This is a genomic window from Paraburkholderia sp. BR10141, from assembly GCF_056155635.1.
The window spans coordinates 1-23835 of sequence record NZ_JBMIQH010000057.1; the positions used below are offsets into that span (position 1 = coordinate 1).

The 23835-nt window shown below is 65.5% G+C and carries 27 protein-coding genes and 1 pseudogene; 9 read left to right on the top strand and 19 right to left on the bottom strand.

Annotated elements, in window-relative coordinates:
• The first annotated feature begins 4 nt into the window (after nt 1-4).
• Nucleotides 5-730, top strand: coding sequence for a type II secretion system protein N (locus tag ACOJB8_RS38695; protein WP_475017494.1), 726 nt, complete (start codon nt 5-7; stop codon nt 728-730).
• Nucleotides 731-775: 45 nt separating this feature from the next.
• Here the strand turns inward: ACOJB8_RS38695 and ACOJB8_RS38700 are convergent, their stop codons facing one another.
• The gene (locus ACOJB8_RS38700) at nt 776-2371 is read right to left on the bottom strand and encodes an efflux transporter outer membrane subunit (protein ID WP_475017465.1); all 1596 of its coding nucleotides are present in this window, start codon (nt 2369-2371) and stop codon (nt 776-778) included.
• Nucleotides 2372-2532: 161 nt separating this feature from the next.
• Nucleotides 2533-2862 (bottom strand): hypothetical protein, encoded by a 330-nt coding sequence (locus ACOJB8_RS38705; protein ID WP_475017467.1) that lies wholly within the window; start codon nt 2860-2862, stop codon nt 2533-2535.
• A 228-nt stretch (nt 2863-3090) separates the two neighbouring features.
• Here ACOJB8_RS38705 and ACOJB8_RS38710 point away from each other — a divergent pair, with 228 nt between their 5' ends.
• Nucleotides 3091-3615: a MarR family winged helix-turn-helix transcriptional regulator gene (locus tag ACOJB8_RS38710; RefSeq protein ID WP_475017469.1), complete on the top strand. Its 525-nt coding sequence runs from the start codon at nt 3091-3093 to the stop codon at nt 3613-3615.
• Nucleotides 3616-3765: 150 nt separating this feature from the next.
• Complete coding sequence (locus ACOJB8_RS38715) at nt 3766-5322, top strand: DHA2 family efflux MFS transporter permease subunit (protein WP_475017471.1); 1557 nt, start codon at nt 3766-3768, stop codon at nt 5320-5322.
• A gap of 64 nt (nt 5323-5386) precedes the next feature.
• Here ACOJB8_RS38715 and ACOJB8_RS38720 read toward each other — a convergent pair whose 3' ends face one another.
• From ACOJB8_RS38720 to ada, 5 genes are all read right to left on the bottom strand, one after another.
• Nucleotides 5387-6094, bottom strand: a complete 708-nt coding sequence (locus ACOJB8_RS38720) for an OmpA family protein (protein ID WP_069264526.1) — start codon at nt 6092-6094, stop codon at nt 5387-5389.
• 121 nt (nt 6095-6215) lie between these two features.
• Nucleotides 6216-6698, bottom strand: coding sequence for a hypothetical protein (locus ACOJB8_RS38725; RefSeq protein WP_069264528.1), 483 nt, complete (start codon nt 6696-6698; stop codon nt 6216-6218).
• Between the two features lie 220 nt (nt 6699-6918).
• Nucleotides 6919-8541: a glutamate--cysteine ligase gene (gene gshA / locus ACOJB8_RS38730; RefSeq protein WP_475017475.1), complete on the bottom strand. Its 1623-nt coding sequence runs from the start codon at nt 8539-8541 to the stop codon at nt 6919-6921.
• 192 nt (nt 8542-8733) lie between these two features.
• A complete protein-coding gene (locus ACOJB8_RS38735; protein WP_342949248.1) occupies nt 8734-9747 on the bottom strand; it encodes a DNA-3-methyladenine glycosylase family protein in 1014 nt (337 codons plus the stop codon).
• A 5-nt stretch (nt 9748-9752) separates the two neighbouring features.
• Nucleotides 9753-10913: a bifunctional DNA-binding transcriptional regulator/O6-methylguanine-DNA methyltransferase Ada gene (gene ada, locus ACOJB8_RS38740; protein WP_069264532.1), complete on the bottom strand. Its 1161-nt coding sequence runs from the start codon at nt 10911-10913 to the stop codon at nt 9753-9755.
• 517 nt (nt 10914-11430) lie between these two features.
• Between ada and ACOJB8_RS38745 the strand changes: the two genes are divergently transcribed.
• Nucleotides 11431-11841, top strand: a complete 411-nt coding sequence (locus ACOJB8_RS38745) for a VOC family protein (RefSeq protein ID WP_475017478.1) — start codon at nt 11431-11433, stop codon at nt 11839-11841.
• Nucleotides 11842-11858: 17 nt separating this feature from the next.
• Here the strand turns inward: ACOJB8_RS38745 and ACOJB8_RS38750 are convergent, their stop codons facing one another.
• The 3 genes from ACOJB8_RS38750 to ACOJB8_RS38760 all read right to left on the bottom strand — a co-directional run bounded on the left by ACOJB8_RS38750 (nt 11859) and on the right by ACOJB8_RS38760 (nt 13366).
• On the bottom strand, nt 11859-12413 hold the full coding sequence (locus ACOJB8_RS38750; RefSeq protein ID WP_069264536.1) for a YaeQ family protein: 555 nt from the start codon (nt 12411-12413) through the stop codon (nt 11859-11861).
• 202 nt (nt 12414-12615) lie between these two features.
• A complete protein-coding gene (gene sap1 / locus ACOJB8_RS38755; protein WP_368603750.1) occupies nt 12616-12957 on the bottom strand; it encodes a surface attachment protein Sap1 in 342 nt (113 codons plus the stop codon).
• A gap of 40 nt (nt 12958-12997) precedes the next feature.
• Nucleotides 12998-13366, bottom strand: coding sequence for a hypothetical protein (locus ACOJB8_RS38760; protein ID WP_475017481.1), 369 nt, complete (start codon nt 13364-13366; stop codon nt 12998-13000).
• A gap of 84 nt (nt 13367-13450) precedes the next feature.
• Between ACOJB8_RS38760 and ACOJB8_RS38765 the strand changes: the two genes are divergently transcribed.
• The 3 genes from ACOJB8_RS38765 (at nt 13451) to ACOJB8_RS38775 (ending at nt 15180) form a co-directional block, all read left to right on the top strand.
• Nucleotides 13451-14077 (top strand): LysE family translocator, encoded by a 627-nt coding sequence (locus ACOJB8_RS38765; RefSeq protein ID WP_475017482.1) that lies wholly within the window; start codon nt 13451-13453, stop codon nt 14075-14077.
• A 206-nt stretch (nt 14078-14283) separates the two neighbouring features.
• Nucleotides 14284-14448 (top strand): hypothetical protein, encoded by a 165-nt coding sequence (locus tag ACOJB8_RS38770; protein ID WP_176732878.1) that lies wholly within the window; start codon nt 14284-14286, stop codon nt 14446-14448.
• A 342-nt stretch (nt 14449-14790) separates the two neighbouring features.
• Nucleotides 14791-15180 carry a hypothetical protein gene (locus ACOJB8_RS38775; RefSeq protein ID WP_069264546.1) on the top strand — a complete coding sequence of 130 codons (390 nt, stop codon included), beginning with the start codon at nt 14791-14793 and terminating at the stop codon, nt 15178-15180.
• 57 nt (nt 15181-15237) lie between these two features.
• Here the strand turns inward: ACOJB8_RS38775 and ACOJB8_RS38780 are convergent, their stop codons facing one another.
• From ACOJB8_RS38780 to mnmE, 5 genes are all read right to left on the bottom strand, one after another.
• Nucleotides 15238-16263 carry a S1C family serine protease gene (locus ACOJB8_RS38780; protein ID WP_069264548.1) on the bottom strand — a complete coding sequence of 342 codons (1026 nt, stop codon included), beginning with the start codon at nt 16261-16263 and terminating at the stop codon, nt 15238-15240.
• 230 nt (nt 16264-16493) lie between these two features.
• Nucleotides 16494-16730 carry a hypothetical protein gene (locus tag ACOJB8_RS38785; protein WP_342949141.1) on the bottom strand — a complete coding sequence of 79 codons (237 nt, stop codon included), beginning with the start codon at nt 16728-16730 and terminating at the stop codon, nt 16494-16496.
• 153 nt (nt 16731-16883) lie between these two features.
• Nucleotides 16884-17072, bottom strand: a complete 189-nt coding sequence (locus ACOJB8_RS38790) for a hypothetical protein (RefSeq protein ID WP_254319355.1) — start codon at nt 17070-17072, stop codon at nt 16884-16886.
• A 425-nt stretch (nt 17073-17497) separates the two neighbouring features.
• Complete coding sequence (locus ACOJB8_RS38795; protein WP_342949140.1) at nt 17498-17809, bottom strand: DUF4148 domain-containing protein; 312 nt, start codon at nt 17807-17809, stop codon at nt 17498-17500.
• Between the two features lie 155 nt (nt 17810-17964).
• Entirely contained in the window at nt 17965-19365 is a 1401-nt protein-coding gene (gene mnmE / locus ACOJB8_RS38800; RefSeq protein WP_342949139.1) for a tRNA uridine-5-carboxymethylaminomethyl(34) synthesis GTPase MnmE, read from the bottom strand.
• Between the two features lie 364 nt (nt 19366-19729).
• On the opposite strand from mnmE, the gene ACOJB8_RS38805 reads away from it, so the two are divergent.
• Nucleotides 19730-20149: a helix-turn-helix domain-containing protein gene (locus ACOJB8_RS38805; RefSeq protein ID WP_069264560.1), complete on the top strand. Its 420-nt coding sequence runs from the start codon at nt 19730-19732 to the stop codon at nt 20147-20149.
• Between the two features lie 135 nt (nt 20150-20284).
• Here ACOJB8_RS38805 and yidC read toward each other — a convergent pair whose 3' ends face one another.
• From yidC to rpmH, 4 genes and pseudogenes are all read right to left on the bottom strand, one after another.
• Entirely contained in the window at nt 20285-21961 is a 1677-nt protein-coding gene (yidC, locus tag ACOJB8_RS38810; RefSeq protein WP_342949138.1) for a membrane protein insertase YidC, read from the bottom strand.
• 30 nt (nt 21962-21991) lie between these two features.
• Nucleotides 21992-22222: a membrane protein insertion efficiency factor YidD gene (gene yidD, locus ACOJB8_RS38815; protein ID WP_028203242.1), complete on the bottom strand. Its 231-nt coding sequence runs from the start codon at nt 22220-22222 to the stop codon at nt 21992-21994.
• Nucleotides 22223-22425: 203 nt separating this feature from the next.
• A pseudogene (gene rnpA, locus ACOJB8_RS38820) lies at nt 22426-22848 on the bottom strand (ribonuclease P protein component); the annotation flags it as partial.
• A gap of 91 nt (nt 22849-22939) precedes the next feature.
• Entirely contained in the window at nt 22940-23074 is a 135-nt protein-coding gene (rpmH, locus tag ACOJB8_RS38825; protein WP_026120950.1) for a 50S ribosomal protein L34, read from the bottom strand.
• Between the two features lie 423 nt (nt 23075-23497).
• On the opposite strand from rpmH, the gene ACOJB8_RS38830 reads away from it, so the two are divergent.
• Nucleotides 23498-23835: DnaA N-terminal domain-containing protein (locus ACOJB8_RS38830; protein WP_475017491.1), on the top strand; the 338-nt coding region annotated here is incomplete at its 3' end.

A 23835-nucleotide genomic window follows, 5' to 3' on the forward strand; every position in this document is an offset into this window, starting at 1 on the left:
GGGCGTGCTGTCGAGCGCTGTGGTGTTGCTCGCCCGCCTGCCCGCGGCCTGGATCGCGCCGCAGTTCGCGCGCGCGACCCAGGGGCACGTGAACCTGATCGACCCGGAAGGCTCGCTCTGGCACGGCTCCGCCACGCTGATGCTCGCTGCCGGCCAGGACGCACGCGGCGCGACGCTGCTGCCGGGGCGCATCGTCTGGCGTACGGCGTTCTGGCCGCTGTTCGTCGCGCGCGTACGCATGGACATGCTGCAGACCGAGGCGATGCCCGACCCGGTCACGGTGGATGCGTCGTTGCGCGGCGCGAACGTGAGCGCGGGCACGATCGCCGTGCCCGCGTCGCTGCTCGCGGGTCTCGGCGCGCCCTTCAACACGCTCGATCTGGACGGCAAGGTGCGGCTCGCGTGGAGCCCGTGGCGCGTGTTCGGCACGGATGCATTCGGACGACTGACCGTCTCGCTCGCCGACATGAGCTCGCGCGTTTCGCTCGTGAAGCCGCTCGGCACGTATCAGGTGGTGCTGCAGGCGCAAGGGGCGACGTCGACGCTCGAGCTCTCGACGCAAAAAGGACCGCTGATGCTCGAGGGGCGCGGCTCGTTCTCGCGGGCTTCGGCATCGTTTCAGGGCACCGCGAGCGCGGCGCCGGATCAGCGCGACAACCTGGCGGGCCTGCTGAATCTGCTGGGCCGGCCGGTCGGGCCGGGCACCGTCGCGCTGACGTTCATGCGCTGAGGTTCGTGGTCTGAGCGTGCGCCCGCCTGCGCGGGCGCATACGCCTTACCGCGGCTGGGCGGCCGTCGTAGCCGTCGTCGCTGCCGCTGGGGCCGGAGCGGCCGAAACCACTGCCGGCGCGGCGACGCTGCCGGTCTCGCGATCCATCTGCGATGCATCCCAGCCGCCGCCCAGCGCCTTCACGAGCCCCACCGACGACACCATGCGCTGCCCGCCGATGCTCACGAGCTTCTGCTGCGCGGTAAAGGCCGTGGCCTGCGCGGAAAGCACGTTCTGGAAATCGGTCGTGCCCGCCTTGTACTCGTTCGTCACGATCGCGAGCGCATGCTGCGCCGACTCCACCGCCTGCTGCTGCACGCCGATCTCTTGCCCGAGGATGCGCTGCGAAGCGAGGTTGTCCTCCACGTCCTGGAACGCGGCCAGCACGGTTTGCCGGTACGCGGCCACCTGCTGGTCGTAGGCGGCGCGCGCGGCCTCGGTCTGGGCCTTGCGCAGCCCGGCGTCGAAGATCGTGCCGGCGAGCGACGGCCCGAGCGTCCAGAAGCGCGAAGGCAGCTGCAGCAGCTGCGACATCACCGAGCTTTCGAAGCCGCCGCTCGCGGACAGCGTGAGCGTAGGGAAGTACGCCGCGATGGCGACGCCGATCTGCTCGTTGGCGGAGGCCGCCTTGCGCTCGGCCGAGGCGATGTCGGGCCGGCGCTCGAGCAGCGCCGAAGGCATGGCGAGCGGTACCGTGGGCGGCGTGGCGGCGAGCGGCGACGGCGGGATCGAGAACGTGGAGGCCGGCTGGCCGACCAGCACGGCGATCGCATGCTCGTCCTGGGCGCGCGCCACACCGTTGTCGATCGCAGAAGCCTGCGCAGATTGCAGCTGGGTTTGCGCCTGGATCACGTCGGCGCGGCCCGCCACGCCCTGGGCGTACTGATTCTGCGTGAGCTGCAGCGACTTCTGGTACGCGACGACCGTATCGTCGAGCAGCTTCTGCTGCGCGTCGAGCGAGCGTAACGTGAAGTAGGTTTGCGCGAGCGTGGCCTGGGCCGACAGGCGCGCGTTCGCGAGATCGGCGGCGGCGCCCTGCTGGCTCGCCTCCTGCGAGCTGACCGTACGGCTCACCTTGCCCCAGAGATCGGGTTCCCAGGTGGCGTCGAGCCCGAGGTTGACGTTGTTGTTGATGCTGCCGCTCGACAATCCGCGGCTCGAGTTGGCCACGCGCGTGGGCGTGTACGAGCGCGTGCCGGCGAACGAGCCGCTGATCACGGGGAAGTACGCCGCCCGCGCCTCGCCCACGAGCGCACGCGCCTGGCGGTAGGCGGCGGCAGATTGCGCGACCGTCTGGTTGCTGGTGTTGAGCTGGTCCATCAGCGCATTGAGCTGCGCGTCGTCGTAGATCAGCCACCAGGCGCCGCGGTCGGTGGTATCGGCGGGTTGCGCGACCTTCCAGCCCTCGGGCGCTTCCTTGAACGAAGCGGGCACGGCAGCGCTGGGCCGGTGATAGTCGGGGCCGACGGCGCAGCCGGTCAACTGGAAGGTGAGCGCGGCGGCCGCGCACAGCGTCAGGATGGAAAGCGGCTTGGGCGCGCGGCGCGCCACAGACCCGGCGGGTCCAGTGGTCGCGCCGGAGCGGACGAAACGGCAAGGCATGCAAGGATTCCTGTCGATGCAACCGGCGCGCGCTCGGGCGGCCGGTCGCGCACGGGGTTGTCGCGTTGCGGCAATGGTAGCGCACACGCTAGTCACTGCACGGAATCCGAAAGCTTACGCGTTGGAAGGGTTCGCGGGTGTTACGGCGTGAGACGCACAGGTTACGCGTCGTTACGGCGGCGCTGCGGTGCGCGGCAGGCGAGCTGGCCGCCACCGCACGCGGGTGCATCCGCTGCCGGTATTGCTGCGGTTGCGGCGGCGGGCGTGGCCGCCATGACAGCGCTTGCGGCGGCGGGTTCGGGCTGCGCGCGCCGGCGCTGCGCCCACACCACGGCCACCACCGCGATCGAGCCGCCCGGCAGCGCGAACATGGCCGCATACAACGCGAGCTTGCGCCAGCGCGACGACTCACCGGCCTTCGCGAAAGCGAGGCGGGCGATGTCGGTGACGGAGCGGCCAAGGCCGCCAAGCGCGTTGATGAGAAAAAGCATGATGCGGAAACGGGTGGACGTAGAAGAACGAAACTGGTTGCCTGTCATAATATTGACTATGCAATCAAATCACAACATACTTTGCAGCGCATCAATATGACTGTTGTTTTTATGCGCCGATCGCGGCGACAGAGGTGGCCGCGACCTGCTAGCTAATTTATCTGCCTGAGCAGCGAAGTAACCCGTTATAATCCGCTCGTTCTTTGAGATGCTGGAAAGCGAACTGCCATGAGCGACGGTCCTTTCGTCCCGACGAGTCTGGGCGTCGAGCCAAGTCTCGGCTATTTCCTCTCTACCGCGCGCAACGTGCTGGCCGGGCGTATCGACCGTGCGGTCGCGCCGCTTGGACTCACATCCTCGCAAATTGGTGTGATCCTTTTATTGTGGTTCGAGCGCGCGAGCACGCCCAACGAGATGTCACGCGCGCTCTCGTACGACACCGGCTCCATGACGCGCATGCTGGACCGGCTGGAGAAAAAGGGTTTTCTCGAGCGGCAGCGCAGCCAGGCGGACCGCCGGGTCGTGGAACTCGCATTGACGGACCAGGGGCGCGCGGCGGCGCAGCAATTGCCCGACCTGATTGCCGCGGAGATGTCCGAGCAGTTACGCGGCTTCTCGCCCGAAGAAGTCGCGACGCTGATTCATTTGCTGCAACGCTTCATCGCCAATGACGGCTCGACCACACCGCTGTGCGGATCGATGATCGGCGCCGGCAAGGACCCAGAAGCGCCGGCGCAGGAAGACGGCGGCTAGCAACGGCGCACGGTGCGCGGCAGCGCAACACCTGGCGTAGTTTGATCCAATCACTGTCTGGGCAGAAAATGCACAGACACGCAATAACAAGCTGGCGTGCGCTGCTCCCGTGGAGCGGCAGCAACGGCCGACTCACCAAGGACACGGAACATGGCAGCTTCTCCCGCGGTGCCCGCGCAGGCCGAACCCGCACCGTTTTCCGGCGGCACGCTCGCGCTCCTCACAGTCGGGCTCGCGCTCGGGACCTTCATGGAGGTGCTCGACACCTCGATCGCCAACGTAGCGGTGCCAACCATCTCGGGTAACCTCGGTGTCGCCAACAGCGAAGGCACGTGGGTCATCTCGTCGTACTCGGTCGCCTCGGCGATCGCCGTGCCGCTCACCGGATGGCTCGCGCGCCGCGTGGGCGAAGTGCGCCTCTTCACGCTCTCCGTGCTGCTGTTCACGCTGGCCTCGGCCGCCTGCGGCTTCGCCACGAACTTCGAGACGCTCATCGCATTCCGTCTCGTGCAAGGGCTCGTTTCCGGGCCGATGGTCCCGCTTTCGCAGACCATCCTCATGCGCTCCTACCCGCCCGCCAAACGCGGCCTCGCGCTCGGCCTCTGGGCGATGACCGTGATCGTCGCACCCATCTTCGGACCGGTGATGGGCGGCTGGATCACCGACAATTACACGTGGCCGTGGATCTTCTATATCAACGTACCGATCGGCCTCTTCTCGGGCATCTGCGCGTACCTGCTGCTGCGCGGCCGCGAGACGAAAACGACGAAGCAGCGCATCGACGCCGTGGGCCTCGCGCTCCTCGTGATCGGCGTGTCGTGCCTGCAGATGGTGCTCGACCTCGGCAAGGACCGCGACTGGTTCAACTCGACGTTCATCGTCACGCTCGCCATCATCGCGGTGGTCGCGCTCGCGTTCATGCTCGTGTGGGAGGCGACGGAAAAGGAGCCCGTGGTCGATCTCTCGCTCTTTCGCGACCGCAATTTCGCGCTCGGCGCGATGATCATCTCGTTCGGCTTCATGGCTTTCTTCGGTTCGGTGGTGATCTTCCCGCTCTGGCTGCAGACTGTCATGGGCTACACGGCGGGCCTCGCGGGTCTGGCCACCGCGCCGGTGGGCCTGCTCGCGCTCGTGCTCTCGCCGCTCATCGGACGCAACATGCACCGGCTCGATCTGCGCATGGTCGCGAGCTTTGCCTTTATCGTGTTCGCGCTCGTCTCGCTCTGGAACTCGACGTTCACACTCGACGTGCCGTTCGACCACGTGATCCTGCCGCGCCTCGTACAGGGCATCGGCGTGGCGTGCTTCTTCGTGCCGATGACGACCATCACGCTCTCCAGCATTCCCGACGAGCGGCTCGCGAGCGCCGCGGGCCTCTCGAATTTTCTGCGCACGCTCTCGGGCGCGATCGGCACGGCGGCGAGTACGACGTTCTGGGAAGACGCCGCCATCTATCACCATGCCGTGCTGTCGGAATCGGTGACCCAGTCTTCGCCGAACACCGTCGCCTACAAGGACGCGCTCGCGAACCTCGGTTTCGCGGGGCAAAGCCTGACCGCCCAGCTCAACGACGTCGTGACGACGCAAGGCTACATGATGGCCACCAACGACTTCTTCCGCATTTCCTGCGCGATGTTTGTCGTGCTGGCTCTGCTGGTGTGGGTGACGAAGCCGAAAAAAGGCGCGGGACCGGCAATGGGTCATTGACGGTCCCGCGAAAGGGCCGCCCGCTCGAAGCCGCGGGCGACCGGGTGCGCGATGCGCTGCGTTGCTAGCGCTGTGTGATGCCGCTCGTCTGGATCTCGACGCGACGGTTCTTCGCGCGTCCTTCAGCTGTGGCATTCGACGCAAGCGGCCTCGAGAAGGCATAACCGTGCACTTCGTACTGGCCGGCGTGGAGGCCACGCGACTGGAGATAGCGGCGAACGGACTCGGCGCGGCGCACCGAGAGGCGATCGTTATAGGCCTTCGAGCCGACCGAGTCGGTGTGGCCGTCGATCACGACCGTACCGATGTTCACATCGTTGCTTTCCGTGACGAACCGGTCGAGCCTGCGCTTGCCGTCGGGCAGCAGATCGGCCTTGTCGAACGCGAAGTTGGCGTCGGCGTTCAGCGTGATCGTGCGCGGCTGAACCTGGGGCGGCGTCTCGCCGATCGGCGCCGGCGCCGGTGCCGGCGACTGCGGCGGCTGGCAGATGAACGTGATTTCACGCGGGTCGTCTTCCGGTTTGAAGCCGGCAACGGCGCGATCCACCGACGAGACGCGTAGCGGCGTCTTGCTGCCGCAGGTCTCGTTCATCCTGGCCATACAGGTTTTGGAGCTTTCGAACAGGCCGAGACATTGCACGCGATACGCTTGCGAGCCGTTAGCGAGCGTGACGATGTCGAGATTGTGGGTAGGGCCTGAGGCGGTAGTGCAGCCAGCGGCGGCGGCGATGACGGCAGCCGCGGCACTGGCAGACAGAAAGCGCAGTTTCATTGTCGATTCGAGTGGTGGTTGAGGATGAACGGCCCAGACCACACGGGCCGAAACCAGCCCAAGATACGGGTTCCTCAACCCCTCCCTCAATCAGACAATGCCCAAATCGGCCATGCGCCGATCAATGCGCGCTCGAAGCCGGCTCCGCCACGGCTGCGCCGCTCACGCCGGCGGTGTCGCCACCTGCGCCTGTGGTCGTATCGCCGGGAATCGGCGCATCGACGCCGGTTCGCACGTACTGCTTGAACGCCGCGCCTGCCGACCACGGGTTGGGCTTGCAGCCGAGCGAACTGTCGCAATGCGCGGCGAAGCCGATCGTGGCCGTGCCGTCGGCGTTGGCCTGCTTCGTGATTTCATAGGCGAGCAGACGCCGGCCGCCGCCCGGGCCCGACGTCTGGATCAGCGTGTCGGTCACGGTCTGCACTTCGTACTTCGAATGACTGCGCACCCAGTCCTGGGCGCGTTGCCACCAGAGATCGCATTCCGTCTTGTCCGAACAGGTGAGCGGTGCGGTCGCGATCTGCATGACGTCGGGATTGACCTGCCCGCGCGACGCGCAGGCCGCAGCCGTCGCGCACAGCAGGATCGCAAGAATTCGTTTCATCGCGTGGATTCCTCCCAGAGTGAGCCGCATTGCGCGCAGCCCGTGCATTTTTGGTGTTTTCAGCTTCGTTCGTCCGGCGCGCCCGTCATCCGCGCGCTTCGGTAACGCGGCGCCTACCCTGGTTGGACCGCATCTGCACGCAGGTGTTGCGAGCAAATGCGGTGCCCGGGACAAACATCGATGGAATGGGTGCGCGCCGTAGCGGCGCACCGGCGGCGGCTCAGACGCTGAAGCGATTGAGCGTATACGCGCGATAGGCGGCGACAAACGCGTCGAACGAGCCGACTTCGTCGCGCTCGAGTTGCGCCTGCTCCGCGAGTGACTCGCGCGCGAGCGTTTCGAACTCCGCCGTGGCCTCGGCGTCGAGCGGACGCGCGAGGAATTGCGCTGCGTGGTGCTCGCTTTGTGCGCGTGCAAATTGCAGGAAGGACTGCTTGTTATCGCGCATGGTTTGCAGCACGCGCGCCGATGGCGTGAGCGACGGGTCGGCCAGCTTCGCGCGCTGTGTCGCGAGCGATCGCGTGTGTTCGTCGCTGCCGTGCGCCGCGTCGAGTACGGCGGCTGCGTGGCCGATCTTCTCGAACAGCGCTTCGGCCCACTCGTGCATCGGCACGTCCTTGCCGTCGCGCTTGAGCGCGAGACCCGGGCGGCGCCCTTCCTTCGTCACCAGGCCAAAGTTTTCATTCGATTCGGCATAGGCGTCGGCAGGCAGGAAAGGGCTTTCATCGAGCGCGCAGGCGAGCAGGTAGGCGTCGAGAAACCGTGCGGTCTCGAGCGAAATGCCGGTTGGCTCGAACGGGTCGATGTCCATGCAGCGCACCTCGACGTACTGCACGCCGCGCGCGGCAAGGGCATGCAGAGGCCGCTCGCCCGGATGCGTCACGCGCTTGGGGCGGATCGTTGAGTAGAACTCGTTCTCGATCTGCAGCACGTTCGTGTTGATCTGCACCCACTCGCCGTCGCGATGCGTGCCGATCGCCTCGTAGGGCGGATACGGTTGGCTCACGGCCTGCGCGAGCGCGTCGAGATAGCCTGCCAGCGTGTCGTAGTCGGCGCGCAAGGCGGACTGGCCCGTCGTGTTCGAGTAGCCGAGATCGCTCATGCGCAGGCTCGTCGCGTGCGGTAGATAGAGCGTGTCGGCGTCAAACGTTTCGAGCTTGTGCTCGCGGCCGCGCAGGAAGCGCGCGTCGAGCGCGGGCGAGGCGCCGAACAGGTACATGAGCAGCCAGTTCGTGCGGCGGAAATTGCGGATCAGCGCGAGGTAGCGCTCCGATTGATAGTCGGTGAGCGAGGCCGTGGACTGATGATGCGCATGCAGCACGCGCCACACCTCTTCGCTCAGCGAGTAGTTGTAGTGGATGCCGGCAATGCACTGCATCGTGCGGCCGTAGCGCAGCGCGAGGCCCATGCGGTACACGTACTTGAGGCGGCCGATATTCGAGTTGCCGTAGCGCGCGATGGGGATGCCGTCGTCGGTGTCGGGCAGGAGGCCCGGCATCGATTCGTTCCAGAGCATCTCGCCGTCACGCGCGAGTACCGCATAGACGTAGCGGTGCAGCTCGTCGAGTTGCGCAAGCGTGATCGAGGCATCGGGCTCGGCAGGCGTGATGATCTCGATCAGCGCTTCCGAATAGTCGGTGGTCAGCGACGGATGCGTGAGCGCCGAACCGAGCGCTGCCGCGTGCGGCGTCATGGCGAGACGGCCGTCGCGCGTCACGCGCAGGCTCTCCTTCTCGATGCCGCGCAGACCGCGCGTGAGCGCGCCGCGATGTGGCCCGTCGCCCAGCACGGAAAGGCGCTGTGCGAGAACGTCGTTCGTGCGTGTAGAGGTCGTGTCTGACATTGAGGCAAGTCGGGCTCGGGCCGGCGGCGCCGTGCTGCGCGCAGTGCTGCTAAGACTCGCCGGCCGGGATTCTTTTCGGTAGCGGGCTACTTTAACATCTCGCCGAAAGACCTGCTTGGGCCTGCCTCGGGCGGGGTTTTGGCCAGTTTGCGCGCGCTTCTCTCGGTGATGGCGCGCCTTTCCGGCGCTGCCCTAGCCGCCGCGCGCCGCGCCCGCGCGATCGGCGATTTCGTTCCACAAATGCATGGCCGCGTAGGCGCGCCAGGGGCTCCATGTGTCAGTGCGGGCGCGCTGTTGGGTCGCGCGCACGAGCGCCGGGTCACGCGCCGCGATGGCCTGCATCAGCACGAGATCGGTTGCGGGCCACGCGTTCGCATCGCGCCACGCGCGCATCGCGACGTATTCCACGGTCCACGGTCCGATGCCGGGCAACGCGAGCAGTCCCGCGCGCATGGTGTCGAGATCGGCGGGTTCCGGTGCGATCGCGTCGATTTGTCTGCTTTGACGCGTGCCGCGCGGCTTCTCCTGATCGTTCTGCGCGTAGTCGCGTTCGATGATCACCGCGCCGCTCGCCACGGCCTGCGCGAAGCCCTGCAGCGCGGCGACGCGCTTGCCCGGCATGCCGATGCCCGCGAGATCGGCGGCGGCGAGCGCGGCGGGCGTGGGAAAGCGCCACGCAGTGCGCGCGTGCGCATGGTCGTCGATGCGCTTGCCCACGCGTTCGACGAGGCGCCCGATGATCGTCGTCGCCGCTTTCACGCTGACCTGCTGACCGACGATCGCGCGCACCACGAGCTCGAAGCCAGACCACGCCCCCGGTACGCGCAGCCCCGGCACGGCTGTGACGAGCGGCGCGAGCCACGGGTCGCTGCGCAGATGCGCGGCGACGGCGGCGGGATCGGCCTGCAGGTCGAACATGCGCGAGAGCGGCGCGGCGAGCGCCGCCGCATGCGCGCTCACGGGTCCGTCGATCTGCACGACGAGGCAATGCTTGCGCGCGTGACGGCGCACGGCGAGCGTGCCGCTCGCGCCATTGAAATCGATCGCGCGCAGCCACGCGCCGTCCTCCACCGCTTCGACGCCCGGTGTGGCGCGCCCGCTGAAGAAGCGCAGCACGCGGGGCCAGTCGTAGGGCGCGCGAAACGGCAGCTCGAGTGTGGCGCTGTGCTTCGGCGCGCTGGTTTGTGCTTCGGTTTGCGAGGCGATGGCGCTCAAGTGGCGGTCTCCGGCGTGTCGGCGCGGTTCGGGGCCGAACGGCTGCTTTTCGGGTTTTTCGCACCGTTTTGCGCACCTTGCGATGCGCGTGCTTCGCTGTCGAGCAGCGCCGCCTTGCGCTCGAGCCCCCAGCGATAACCGGCGAGCGAGCCGCCCTTCTGCACGACGCGATGGCACGGAATCGCCAGCGCCACCGGATTCGACGCGCACGCACTCGCCACGGCCCGCACCGCGCGCGGCGCGCCGAGCGTTTCGGCGATCTGCGAGTAGCTGCGCGTCTCGCCGTAGGGAATGCGCTGGAGTGCGTCCCAGACGCGCTGCTGGAACGCCGTCGCGGCAATGTCGAGCGGCAGATCGAAACGCTCGCGCCGGCCGTGCAGATACGCGTCGATCTGCGCGGCAAACGGCGCGATCGCGGCCTTGTCCTCGATGCACTGCGCGTTCGCGAAATCGGCCGTGAGTGCGGCGGTGAGTGTCGCGGCATCGTCGCCGAACGCGATCCGGCAAATGCCCTTTTCCGTTGCCGCGATGAGCACGAAGCCGATCGGCGTGGGCGTGGCGGCGTAGTGGATCGTCAGCCCCGCGCCCTTGCGGCGATAGGCGGAAGGCGCCATGCCGAGCTCGCCCGGCACGCTGTGATAGAGCCGCGACGACGAACCGAAACCGGCGTCGGCGCTTGCGCGCGTGACGTCGGCGCCCTCGCCGAGCGCGTCGCGCAGCACGGCCCCGCGCCGCGCCGCCTGGTATTGGCGCGGCGAGACGCCCAGCACGCGCTTGAAGAGGCGTTGCAGGTGAAACGGGCTGAGGTGCACGGCTTCGCCGAGCTGCGCGAGCGTGAGCCGCTCTTGCGGGTCGGCGTCCAGCGCCGCACAGGCGCGCCGCACGATTTCCAGCTCACGCGGCAGGCCGCCCGGGCGGCAGCGCTTGCATTCGCGATAGCCGGCGGCGCGCGCGTCGTCGGCCTCGGCAAAGAATTCGATGTTCTCGCGCCGCGGCAGCCGCGACGCGCACGACGGGCGGCAGAACACGCCGGTAGTGCGCACGGCGTAGAAGAACGCGCCGTCGGCGCGGGCGTCGCGCGACGTGACGGCTTGCCAGCGGTCGGCGTCGTTCGTCCACTCGCTGTCTGGCGTCTGGCTCGGTTTGGCGGGTTTCATCGCTGGTTTCATTGCAGGGACGGCGCTCATTTGAGGCTCCTCGAAGTGCCTGTCTGTATGCCCTTACTCTAACTTCGCGTACGGACGAAGGCGCGCCGGATCTTGCGCTGTCATTGCGGTCGACATGGGCCGTGAAGGCGCGCCTGATCGCGTACTTTTATGGCCTTCGGTGAATCCCTGGTGGCGTCTTGCCGATTCCCGTGCGACAAAATGACAACTTTGCGGGTTTTCCCTTAAAAAGTTGTTGCGTCGCGACAGCCGACTCGGTATAGTCGTTCCTGTCTCCTCCATGTCTCCTCCTGATATGGATTAAGCCCGCTCACTGCAGCGGGCTTTTTTTCGTCCCCCGTTTCCCCGGCCGCAGCGCCCAAAACTATTTTCCGCCGGTTCCCACTGTTCTGCTGCCGCCCTGCTGCGGCCGATTCCGGTTGGCGCGGCTCGGTGAAATGCGCGCCTTCTGCGCAGCCCCGCGTCCACAGGTTCATCATGAGAATCCCAGCACGACCTCGAGGACGCCATGCGGATCCAGATTCGCGAGATCGATCACGTCGTTATCCGGGCCGCCGACATGGCCGCCATGACGCGTTTCTATTGCGAAGTACTCGGTTGCGAGCCGGAGCGTGAACAGCGCAATCTCGGCCTCGTGCAGTTGCGCGCGGGACGCTCGCTGATCGATCTCGTGACGATCGGCGGCCCGCTCGACCGGGGTTCCGGCGCAGCGCCTGCCGGCGCGAGCGGCAACATGGATCATCTTTGTCTGCGCGTGGAGCCGTTCGACGCCGAGGCGCTCACGTCGCATCTGACGCAGCATGGCGCGCGTCCCGGCCATGCCGTCGAGCGCTATGGGGCGGAGGGTTTGGGGCCGTCGCTGTATCTGTTCGACCCGGAAGGCAACATGGTGGAACTCAAGGGGCCGCCGCACGCTTGAGGGCGCGCAGCCTGCTTTCAGACGTTCTCGGGCGCCTTGAACACGCTCCATTCGACAGCCACTGGCTCAGCACTCGAATTGCCGATCCACGCCGCGCCGTCCTGCACCGTGCATTGCAGGCGCATGGTGCGCTCGGCCAGCGCGCCGAGCGACGCGGCAACGCCCTCGCCCAGCGACCAGACCGTCACGTTGCGCAGGCGCTCGACCTTGTTGCGCACGCCTTGCCACCAGATGTCGGAGGTGCGCCCGCCGTAGGCGATCACGATGACCTCGCCTGCACGCCCGCTCGCCTTGGCAATGCGGCGCTCGTCGGGCTGCCCGACCTCGATCCACGTTTCGATCGCGCCCGTATAGTCCTTGCGCCAGAGATCGGGCTCGTCCGTGTCGGACAGGCCCTTGCAGAATTCGAGCCGCTCGCCCGCAAACAGCGCGAACGCCGCGATGCGGACCATCATGCGGTCGTCGGTTTCGGACGGATGGCGCGCGATCGTGAGCGCATGGTCGGCGTAATAGTGCCGGTCCATGTCCGCGATCTGCAGTTCTGCCTTGTAAATGGTCGATTTGAGTGCCATACCGAATTCCGGTCGCGCGAAAGCCGCACATGATAGCGAAGTTTCTAGCAAGCCATGTGCCGGTCGAGTGGACGCGCAGCGCGCGTCGAGGCGGCGCGCGACGCAATGCGGATGGTCTGACGAGAAAGTGACGGGGATTTGACAGCGGCGCGCGACGCGCGTGCGTCGGGCCATGTCGAGCGGCGCGTTGGGAGAGACGGCCTTACTGCTTGATGAAGCGGTCCGTGGTCCAGAGGCCTTGCTGGTCGCCATTCGCCGCGTTGACGAATTCGACGTCGTGGCCCACCACCTGTACGACGCGGAACGACTGGTTGTCGGGTGTGGACAGACACTGGAATCCCGTGAAGTATTCCTGCATCTGCTGATGCTCGCCGGCCTGCTCGTGAAGCGCGACGGCGTCGAGCTTGTCTTTCGTGAGGCACCCATAGGAGCCCGGCTTGAGCTGCACCGTTTGCTGCGGCTTGACGCTCACATCCTGAGCCTGAACCGCGACGACGCAAGCCAGGCTGGCAGCCGCGACGACGATACCGGATAGCCTTTTCATGATTGCCTCCTGCGGGTCTCTACTCAGGTTAGCTATGTATTTAACTCTCATGCCTCACCCGCGTCTTTAAAAATAGAAAACTGCCGAAAGACTGCAAGCCCGACTTGTGTGCGCTCGCAACAGCCGTGGAGGCTTGCAGCATGACGTCGAGCACCGCTATCCCATCGAGCCTGGCGCTTAGGGGCGTCCAGCAGCACTCCGAAGCATCGATTACATCGTCCTGCGCCTTATCCAACAAGGCGCGGGCGGTTATAGCCAGAATACGGAAAATCGAATCCGCTTTTGATTTAAACGATTTAATAGATCGCCGCGCCCATGACGCATTGCACCTAAAGTCGCGCGAGCGCCCCTCGGGCGCGCGCTCATTAATGGATTGGCGACAGAATAAAAAGGATGCCAGCCGCTCCATGAGGCTCTCGAAACGAAGCCGCGCGCCGCGCTTGCATACGGCAAAAGTTCGTGGATAAATCGGGCTTCCCAATGGAGGAACCCCATGACTTTCGCTCACTGGCTACCGTTCGCGATCGCGTCGGCCATTCTCGTTGCCATTCCCGGCCCCACCGTGCTGCTGGTCGTCTCCTACGCGCTTGGCCACGGCCGCCGTTACGCGCTCGCAACCACGGCCGGCGTCGCGCTCGGCGACTTCACGGCGATGACCGCTTCCATGCTCGGACTCGGCGTGATCCTCGCGGCATCCGCCACGCTGTTCTCGGTGCTCAAATGGATTGGCGCCGCCTATCTGATCTATCTGGGCGTGAAGCTCTGGCGCGCGCCCGTCGGCGTTGACGACGCACCGGACACCTCCGAGACGCGCACCGGCCGCATCTTCGCGCATGCCTACGCGGTTACCGCGCTCAACCCGAAGAGCATCATTTTCTTCGTCGCCTTCGTGCCGCAGTTCATCGATCCGCATGCGGCCATGACATCGCAGATCGTCGTGTTCGAAGCCACCTTCCTCGTGCTCGCGACGCTCAACGCGCTCGTCTATGCGCTGCTCGCAGCGGCCGCGCGCAAGGTCGTACGCAGCCCGCGCGTGCAGCGCGCCGTCAATCGTACGGGCGGCACGCTGCTCATCGGCGCCGGGCTCTTTGCCGCCGCGTGGAAAAAGGCGGCGGCATAAGCGGCGCATGCGGATCGACGGCGACCGGGATGCGGGGCCCACCCCGAGCCCCGCGAATCGGGCTGTGAACGGGCACGCAGGCTGCTCAGAGCGGGTTGTGATGGTTGGCGAACATTGTTTTCAAGCTTCGGTGCGCGCCCAATGTGCAAACTGTCGCGTCTTGGCTACAATGCAATTGCAAACCGCTTGACAACCAGGAGGTAATCGTGATCGAGCACGTAATACTGGGCGCGTTTCTGGTGATTCCCCTTGTCATTGTCGTCTTCCTGTTTTCCGACGAAATCCTCGAGGAGCATCGACAGCGCGTAGAAGCGGGAGACGGACATCATATGGACTGGCGTCATCCGCTACGCAGCCTTCTGCATCACTGAGCGGACGCACGCATCGCGCGGATGAACACGCCGAAGCACACATGGGTGGCACTCGTGGATTTCGAGTTCTCCTGGATCGTACTTCGTCGCCTTGTTCGTGCTGATGGTGCTGTCCGTCGCGCTCACCCTTCTCTGTCCGTCTGCCGGGCAGCGCGGTAGCACGCCGCGCACGCACGAGGCAGACGCGCACGGCGAGCACGCACGCTGACGGGAATCACTCCCGGCCAGCGCGCGCTGGCAAGCCACACCTCCGTAATTCAGCGTTACCACTTGCAGCACCTGTATCCAGCAATCAGGCTGACAATCGCTCGCATGTTTTCAAAGGTTCTCAGGGAGAACGACATGCGAAAGATGGCAGCCGTTTTGGTGCTGGCGGGGTGTGCGGTGGCGGCTGGCCCCGCGAGCGCGCACGATCATGGCGGTGACGTCGTGGGTGCGCTGGTTGGCGGCGCGTTGATTGGCGCCGCAGTGGGCGCCGTGCTCAACAGCGGCCCGGCGGTGGCCTACCCGGCTCAGCCGGCCTATGTGCAGCCTGCGCCCGTGTATGCCGAGCCGGCGCCGGTCTATGCCGCCTCCCCGGCCGGCGCGGCGTGTTACGACCAGTATTCGGGCCGCTACGTGCCCTGCGCGCCAGCCCAGCCCGCGCCGCCTCCGCCGCAATATGACGACGGCTACGCGCAACCCGGCTACGGACAACAGCCGGTTTATGCTCAGCCTGGCAGCGGCTGGTAATGCTTCAAGCGGCGCACGCCACGGCGCGCCGCCCATCACTTCGGTGGTTCCCCGCGTCTAGCTCGTCTGCTCGACGGGCGTCACGCTCAGGTTGAGCCGCTGCGTCAAGCGGATCACACCGATTTCCACTGTGCGATCAATGCGCGAAACGTCGAAGAGACGCTGCAGCGTGTCGATACCGTCGACCGGCACGCCGTCGATCGTCACGATCGTGTCGTCCACGCGCAGGCCGCCGAGCGCAGCAGGACTGCCCTTGACGATCTCCATCACCCGCACGCCGGTCGTCGCGCTCAGGCTGAAGTAGCGCTGCACCTTGCGTGCGATCGGCACCGTGGTGCCGGCAATGCCGATATAGGCGCGCCGCACCCGGCCGTGTGCGAAGAGTTGCGTGATGACCCACTTTGCCGTGTCGATGGCCGTGGCGAAGCAGATGGCCTGCGCGCCCGGAATGATTGCGGTATTCACGCCGATCACCTGACCCGCCGAATTGATGAGCGGACCGCCCGAGTTGCCCGGATTGAGCGCGGCGTCGGTCTGGATCACGTCGTAGATCATGCGGCCGGATTCCGAACGCAGCGAGCGCCCGAGCGCCGACACCACGCCCGTCGTCACCGTTTGCGCGAGGCCGAGCGGGCTGCCTACGGCGATCGCGATCTGCCCGACGCGCAGGCCCGCCGAGTCGCCGAGCTGCGCGTGCGGCAGCGCCTCCGCCGCGCCGATACGCAGCACGGCGAGATCCGTGCTCGGGTCGTCGCCGACAAGGTCGGCGCTTTGTGTCGTGCCGTCCGCAAGCGTCACGCTCAGCTTGCTTGCGCCATGCACGACATGGCTGTTCGTCAGCAAGTAGCCGTCCGGCGTGAACAGGAAGCCCGAGCCGCTACCGCCGCGCGCAGGCGCCTGGCCCGATGCGCGGCGCTCGACGGCAATATGCGCGACGGCGGGCTGCACGCGCTCCAGCGCGCCGATTACGGTCCGCGAATAGGCGTCGAGGAGCACGTCGTCATCGAAGCCCGGGCGCTGGCCCGCGCCGTCGGAAGGGACGCCGCGAGCCAGATCGTCAATGAAGGAAGGTCGTCTGCCCACGATCTGAATCTCCGAAAAAGTGGGCTCTACATGCAGGGGGCGCGCGACGTTTTCAAGAGCGGGCGCCGGGCCGGCCGAATCGTCAAGCTCTTGACTGCGACTGCCAGCCCGCTGGCGAGCGCTTCGCAAAAGAAAAAAGCCCGCTCGCGCGGGCTAATCCATGCTCGGGTGACATGGCGAGGTTAAGCGGGAATTCGCGGCGCCGGGCGCTCGCGAAGCAAACTCGGGAGTCAGGCGGCCAGCGCCTCGCGCACCGCCGCGCCGGTCGCGGCCCGACGCGCTTCGAGCTCGACCATGAGCGCGTCGACCGTGCGGAACTGGGACGGCGTAATCTGGGCGAGGTCGAGCAGCGTGCCAAGGCGCTTGTACCAGTAATCGAATGAAAAGACGGCCGGCGTCGTGCCAGCGGATAACGAGGGAGCCGTCGCGCGCATGATATGCGCGATCTCTTCGTCGATGAATCTCATGAATGCCCCCGTGCGCTGGTCCAACGCCTTGTTGTCTTGTGAAGACGTGTCTCGCCACTTTAGTTCGGCGGCGGCGCGTGTCCAGCTATCACATCGGATAGGTCAAGCTCAAAGGTCGGACGTCAACCTTTCAGACGGCTTGTTACGGTCCCCTTAACGTCGCCAGCCGTGGCCGTAATAGCCGCCCACGCCAACCCCGATATCCACCGAAGGCGCCGCATAGTAGCCCGGCGCGTAGCCGTAGGCCGGCGCAGGCGCGTACGCGTAAGGCGGCGCCACCACACAACCCGTGAGGCCGGCCGACAAGCCAGCCAGAGCAATAACGCAGAAGAGTGTTTTCATCGTCGTTCTCCTATGCCACTGATTGTCGACGAGCCACGATGCGGCAAGGGTTTGGAAAAGCAACGATGTGTGTCCACAAATTACAGCCGCACGCAGCGGGCGCTGGGCGTTCGTGGAGGCAGAGAAGGGCGCGTTAGCGAGCACAAGCGTTGAAGCCAGCGCAAAACAATCGCCCGCTAGTGGGAGTCTTGATTGATCGCACTACGAATTAAATGACACGGCAGCTAACTCGTAGTGCGCAGAGATGAGGCTGAACAAGCTTCGCTTTTGAGCAGCGGCGCCAGTTTGTTCGAGGGTCGCTGGAAAAAGCGCCCAGGCCCGAAGGCCCGAGCGAAGCCGTCGCGTCAACGACGGCGGAGGTATTCGTTTAGCTATGCGAAACGCCTGCGCGGGATCATCGCAGGTGTTTTAGCAGTATTGCCTTGTTACGGATGGTTATACATCGCGTTCCAGTCGGCCTTGGGCACCGCCGGGCGGCCTGCATCCGAATTGCCGGCTGCCACGCCGCCATAGCCGCTCGTTGCGCCGTTCGCGGCGGCTACCTTGGCTTCGGCTGCGAGAAGATCGTCGGGGTAGTGCGGGTCCGCTCCTACGCCAGGATGCCAGCCCACCTTCGCGAGCTGTTCGAGCTCGGCGCGCACCTGGGCGCGCGTGACGGGCGCATTCGATTGCGCGAACGATGCCATCGGCACTACGAGTGCAACGGCAACGGCTACGGTCTGGATCAGGGACTTCATGCTAACTACCTCCTTTGGCTTTTTTCGGTGCGACAACGTGTCTGCATCCGATGAGCGAAAGTCTAGGAGGATTGCCGCCGAGGGTTAACCCTCGGCCTTCGAAGGGATTGTTCCAGGCTGGAGAAGAATGGGGCGGCGCGCAGTGCGCTTGCGGGTTACTTCCCGATACAAAACCGGCTGAAAATCACGCCCAGCAGGTCATCGGACGTGAATTCGCCGGTGATCGAATTCAGCGATTCCTGCGCGAGCCGCAGTTCTTCGGCGAACAGATCGAGCAATTGCGAATTCTGGTCGGCGTGCGCCGCCGCGTGCGCGAGATGCTCGCGCGCCGCGCGCAGCGCGATGAGATGCCGCTCGCGCGCAAGATAGACGCTCTGCGCATCCGCCTGCCAGCCCGCAATGCGCAGCAACTCGGCGCGCAGCAGCGCAACACCGTCGCCCTGTTTCGCCGAAAGACGCAACTCGCACACTTCGCTGCCGTTCCCGGCACGACGCTGCGCCACTTCGGGCGGCACGCCGGTCAGGTCGGTCTTGTTGAGCACGCGCACGACCGGCACACCGGCGGGAAAGCGCGCGGCGATCACCTCGTCTTCGGCGTTCATGCCCGTGCGCGCATCGAGCAGATGCAGCACCACGTCTGCGCGGCCGATCTCGCTCCACGTGCGCTCGATGCCGATCTTTTCGACCTCGTCCTCGGTGTCGCGCAAACCTGCCGTGTCGATCACATGCAGCGGAATGCCCTCGACCTGGATGGTCTGGGAAATCTTGTCGCGCGTCGTGCCGGCAACGGGTGTCACGATCGCGAGCTCCGCGCCTGCCAGCGCGTTCAGCAGCGACGACTTGCCCACGTTGGGTTGTCCCGCGAGCACGACCGAAAGGCCCTCGCGCAGCAGCGCGCCCTGGCGCGCTTCGGAGAGCACGTGGTCGAGTTGCGCGCGAATGCGTGCGAGCTTGCCGCGGGCGTCCGCGGCCTCGAGGAAGTCGATCTCTTCCTCGGGGAAATCGAGCGTCGCCTCCACGAGCATGCGCAGCGTCACGACGTCGTCCACGAGCGCGTGGATGTCGCGCGAGAACGCGCCGTCGAGCGAGCGGCCCGCCGAACGCGCCGCCGCCTCGGTGCTCGCCTCGATCAGGTCGGCCACGGCTTCCGCCTGGGCCAGATCGAGTTTGTCGTTGAGGAACGCGCGTCGCGTAAATTCGCCAGGTTCCGCGAGGCGTAGCCCGAACTCGCGGCCGGCCTCGATGCAGCGCTGCAAAACGAGTTGCAGCACGATCGGGCCGCCGTGGCCCTGCAGTTCGAGCACGTGCTCGCCGGTGTACGAATGCGGCGCGGGGAACGACAGCGCGATACCGCGATCGAGCACCGTGCCGGCGCCGTCGAGGAACGGCACATAGCTCGCGTGGCGCGCAACCAGGTCCTGGCCCGTGAGGGCCTGCATCAACGCAGCGGTCGCCCCCGCGCCGGCGCGGCCGGCCGACACGCGCACGACACCAATCCCGCCGCGTCCGGGCGCGGTAGCAATGGCGACGATGGGATCGGAATCGGTGGCGAGCATGATGGGCGTGGACCGTAGAGCAGGGCTGGAATCGGGATGGAGTGCGGGGACTCACTGCGGTCTTGCAAGCACTCGCAAAACGCGAGGCATTGTAACGCGCCGGACAGAGCGTTTTCGACTGGAAACCCAGCTAAGAGCCGTCTCGATTTATCTTAATTTAGCTAAGATTAGTCTTAAGGAATTCTGTCGGATTTCAGATAATTCAGGCGCTGGATCTCGCCAACATCGTGCCACACGGGAATTCATGGGGGATCTCGACCGAAGTCATACGGCAACCAGAAGCAGGTGAATTATCGCTTTTATACGTTAAATGTAGCCTAACTGGTTGTCATCTTCGGCAATTTCGGGTTGCACAATCTGGCCCATGCCGACCACCAACGAAAAAGCCGCTTTTGCCGAACGTCTCAGGTTCGCCATGAAGCGCGCGCCCGAAAAGCTACGCGGCAGCACCGACCTGGCGAACCGGTTCAATCTGCGCCATCACGGCGAGCATCCGGTTTCGCCGCAAACCGCTCACAAGTGGCTGAGCGGTCGCACCATTCCCACGCAGGACAAGCTGGAGACGCTGGCGAAATGGTTCGACGTGGACATCCACTGGCTGCACTACGGGCCTCCGGGCAATGCCGGCTCTGGCGTGCCGCGGCCGCGCAAGCCTGACGGCAAATATCCGGTTTCCGAGGAAACGCTCGAACTGGCCTCGAAGATCGAATCGCTCAGCGCCCATCACCGCTATCTCGTGCAGGAACTGGTCGCCCAATTCTACGGCGACGCCGAGAAGAACTAACGCGCACACACGAACGCTGCGCTCTGCGCCGTCAAGGAAATGGCGGTCCAATAACGCAAAAAGCCGTCCGGTTTGCACCGGACGGCTTTTTTTCGAGCCTGGATTCAGGCGGCGGCATCACTGCCGCCCCGGCACTCAGGCGGGCTTCTTCTTGCCCTTACCCATCATGCGCGTGATGTAGTACTGCTGCGCGATCGACAGCACGTTGTTCACGACGTAGTACAGCACGAGGCCGGCCGGGAAGAAGAAGAACATGACCGAGAACGCGATCGGCATGAACATCATCATCTTCGCCTGGACGGGGTCCGGCGGCGTCGGGTTGAGCTTGGTCTGCACGAACATCGAGACGGCCATCAGCACCGGCAGGATGAAGAACGGGTCCTGCTGCGAGAGGTCGTGAATCCAGAGAATCCACGGCGCACCGCGCATTTCCACCGACGAGAGCAGCACCCAGTACAGCGAAATGAACACCGGGATCTGGATCACCACCGGCAGGCAGCCGCCGAACGGGTTCACCTTCTCCGTCTTGTAGAGCTCCATGAGCGCCGCGTTCATCTTCTGCGGGTCGCTCTTGAAGCGCTCGCGCAGCGCCTGCATGCGCGGCGTGATTTCCTTCATGCGCGCCATCGACTTGTAGCTGGCGGCGGAGAGCGGGAAGAACACGGCCTTGATGAGCAGCGTGAGCAGCACGATCGACCAGCCCCAGTTGCCCACGTAACCGTGGATCTTCTCGAGCAGCCAGAAGAGCGGCTTGGCGATGATCGTCACCCAGCCGTAGTCTTTCACGAGTTCCAGGCCCGGCGCGACGCCTTCGAGCATGCGCTCTTCCTGGGGACCTGCGAAGAGGCGTGCCTGCACGGTATTCGTTGCACCCGGTGCGATCGTACCGAGCGGCTGCTTCATGCCCACGCGATAGAGCGCGTTGTCGAACTTCTCGACGTAGATGCTGCGCTTGACGCCTTGCTGCGGAATCCACGCGGTCGCGAAGTAGTGCTGCACCATCGCGATCCAGCCGTTATCGGCCTGGGTCACGAAGTCGGCCTTGTTCTTGTCGATGTCGCCGAACGTGATCTTCTGGAAGTGATGCTCGTTCGAGTACACCGCCGGCCCGATGAACGTGTGCGAGAAGCGCGGCGTTTCGACCGGCTGGCTGTCACGCACGATTTCCATGTAGAGCGTGGGCGAAACCGGCGCGCCGCTGACGTTCTGCACCTTCCAGTCCACGCCGATCACGTAGCTGCCGCGCGTGAACGTGTAAGTCTTGGTGACCTTCACGCCGCCTTTCTCGGGCGACTGCAGCGCGATCTGGAAGGAGTTGGCGTCGCCGGTCAGCTCGCGCGGGCCTTCGACTGCCGTGAACACGTCGTTGTGGTTCGGGAAGTCGCCGCCGAGCAGGCCGGTGCGCGCGAGGTACGTGTGGTCGTTCGTGTGGTCGAACAACGTGATGTACTGGTCGGGACCCTTGCCGTCGGCGCTTTCCTTCACGAGCGAAAGCTTCACGAGCGTGCCGCCGCGCGTGTCGATCACGCCGTCGTAGACGTCGGTGCGAAAGTGAACGAGCTGTGCTGCGGCTGCAGCCGGCTGGGCGGTGTTCGTCGGCGCCTGGCCCGCGGCGGCAGCGGCCGTCGGCAGGTCGGACGCGCCGTTGGCGGCGCTAGCCGGCGCAGGGCCGCTCGAGGCGGATTGCGTCTGCGTTTGCGTCGCGTTCGGGAAGAACATCGACTGGCGTCCATGGTCGCGCTGCCAGTTGTCGTACAGCATGACAGCTGACATGAAGAAGATGACCCATAGGACGGTGCGTTTGATATCCATGCGTTGTCTCAGTGTCGATGGAATGGCGCGTCAGCGCTTTTTCGGAGATGCAGGCGGGACGAGATCGACGCCGCCCGCCGAAAACGGATGGCAGCGGCACAGTCGCCGCGCGGCGAGGTAAGTCCCACGCGCGGCGCCATGATACTGGATTGCCTCGCGTGCGTAATCCGAACAGGAAGGATAAAAACGGCACCGGCTGCCGAGGAGGGGACTCACGGCAAGCTTGTAGAAACGCAGCAGTGCGATCAATACCGTTTGCATGGCGTTGCGGCCTGGCTGCGCCGCGTTCGATGACGAACCACGTGCCGCTTGCGCGGCGGCTACGTCGGATATGCCGGACTCGCGCGCCCCGCTCATGATGCGCGGGTCTTGCTCTCGTCCGGCGGCAAATCTTTACCGGCCTGGGCCTGCGCCGGTTCCCCGGCTGCCTGCCCACTTTGTGCCGCAGCCTGCGTTGCGCAAGGGGTGCGCGCAGATGTCGCAGGCGCAGCGCCGCCACGCCGCGTGACTTCGCGCGCGGCCTTTTCGAGCAGCGTTTCGATCTCGCCGCGGCACAAAGCTTTGAGCCCCGGCGAAGACGCGCCCGGCAGCGCCTTGCGGTCGAACTTCGTATGCAGCCGCAGCAGCAGGTCGAACCCTTCGAACTGCGCCCGGCGCACACGAAACGCTTCACGGGCAATGCGGCGCACCAGGTTGCGCGTGACCGCGCGCGGTGCGTACTTCTTGCCGATCACGAGCCCGAGCCGCGCCTCGTTGCCGGTGGGCCGGCCGTACACGACGAAGTGCTCGGTGCGGCGCCAGGGGCGCAAACGAAAAACGGATGAGAACTCATCCGTTTTCAGTAGCCTTGCGGCTTTCGGAAAAGCGGCTTGCGTTCGCGACGGCATGACGCCCCGATCAGTTGCCAGGTTCGTCCTGTTCGCCGTGCTCGCGAGCGGGCCGCTACCCGTGATTTCGCTGATAGCGATGCTGCCCGACTTAGACGGCGAGGCGCTTGCGACCCTTCGCACGGCGTGCGTTGATCACTTTGCGGCCACCAGCGGTCTTCATGCGCACGCGGAAACCGTGGGTACGCTTGCGACGGGTAACGGAAGGTTGGAAAGTACGTTTCATGTTGCTCTCACTGTTGAGTTATGACCGCGGCGAGCATCGCGGAAAAAGGCAATGGCCGGTGGTACTAGGGATTGGTTTTCGAGGAACCCGCTATTTAAGCCGGTTTTTCGTTGGCCGTCAATAGCTTAGGCGATCGAACCTTCTCGAACGGCAGCGCAGCGCCTGCATCGGCCGTGGTGAGGGCACGAACGAGCGTGCGTTGATCCGTCCCTGTGGATAACTTCCTGGTGAGGGGATTTCGGCGTTAGAATCTCGCCTATCCCAAGAATCCTGCATGCCGCTCCGGCCCGCCTGCTTGCCGCAAGACCTTTGCCGCGCGGGCTTCCGGAGCCATTGCCGTCGCCTCGTCAGGGCCTCGTCGCATCCGTGCGACAAGAGCGGGGCGACCGCAACGCATGCAAACAAAACGACCACAGCAACTCGATGAACGAATTCTGGCAACACTGTTCCGCACTACTGGAGCGTGAGCTAACGCCCCAGCAGTACGTGACGTGGATTAAACCGTTGGCCCCGGTTGCCTTCGATGCTGCGGCGAACACGCTGCAGATAGCCGCTCCCAACCGTTTCAAGCTCGACTGGGTCAAGAGCCAGTTCTCGGGCCGGATCACCGATCTGGCGCGCGACTTCTGGCAGACCCCCGTCGACGTGCAGTTCGTCCTCGACCCGAAGGCGGGCATGCGCGCGCCTCACGTCGCACCGGCGCCCGCCGCCGCGTCGCGCGCGCCGCTGGCTGCCGCGCCGGCGTCCGCATCGGTCATGAG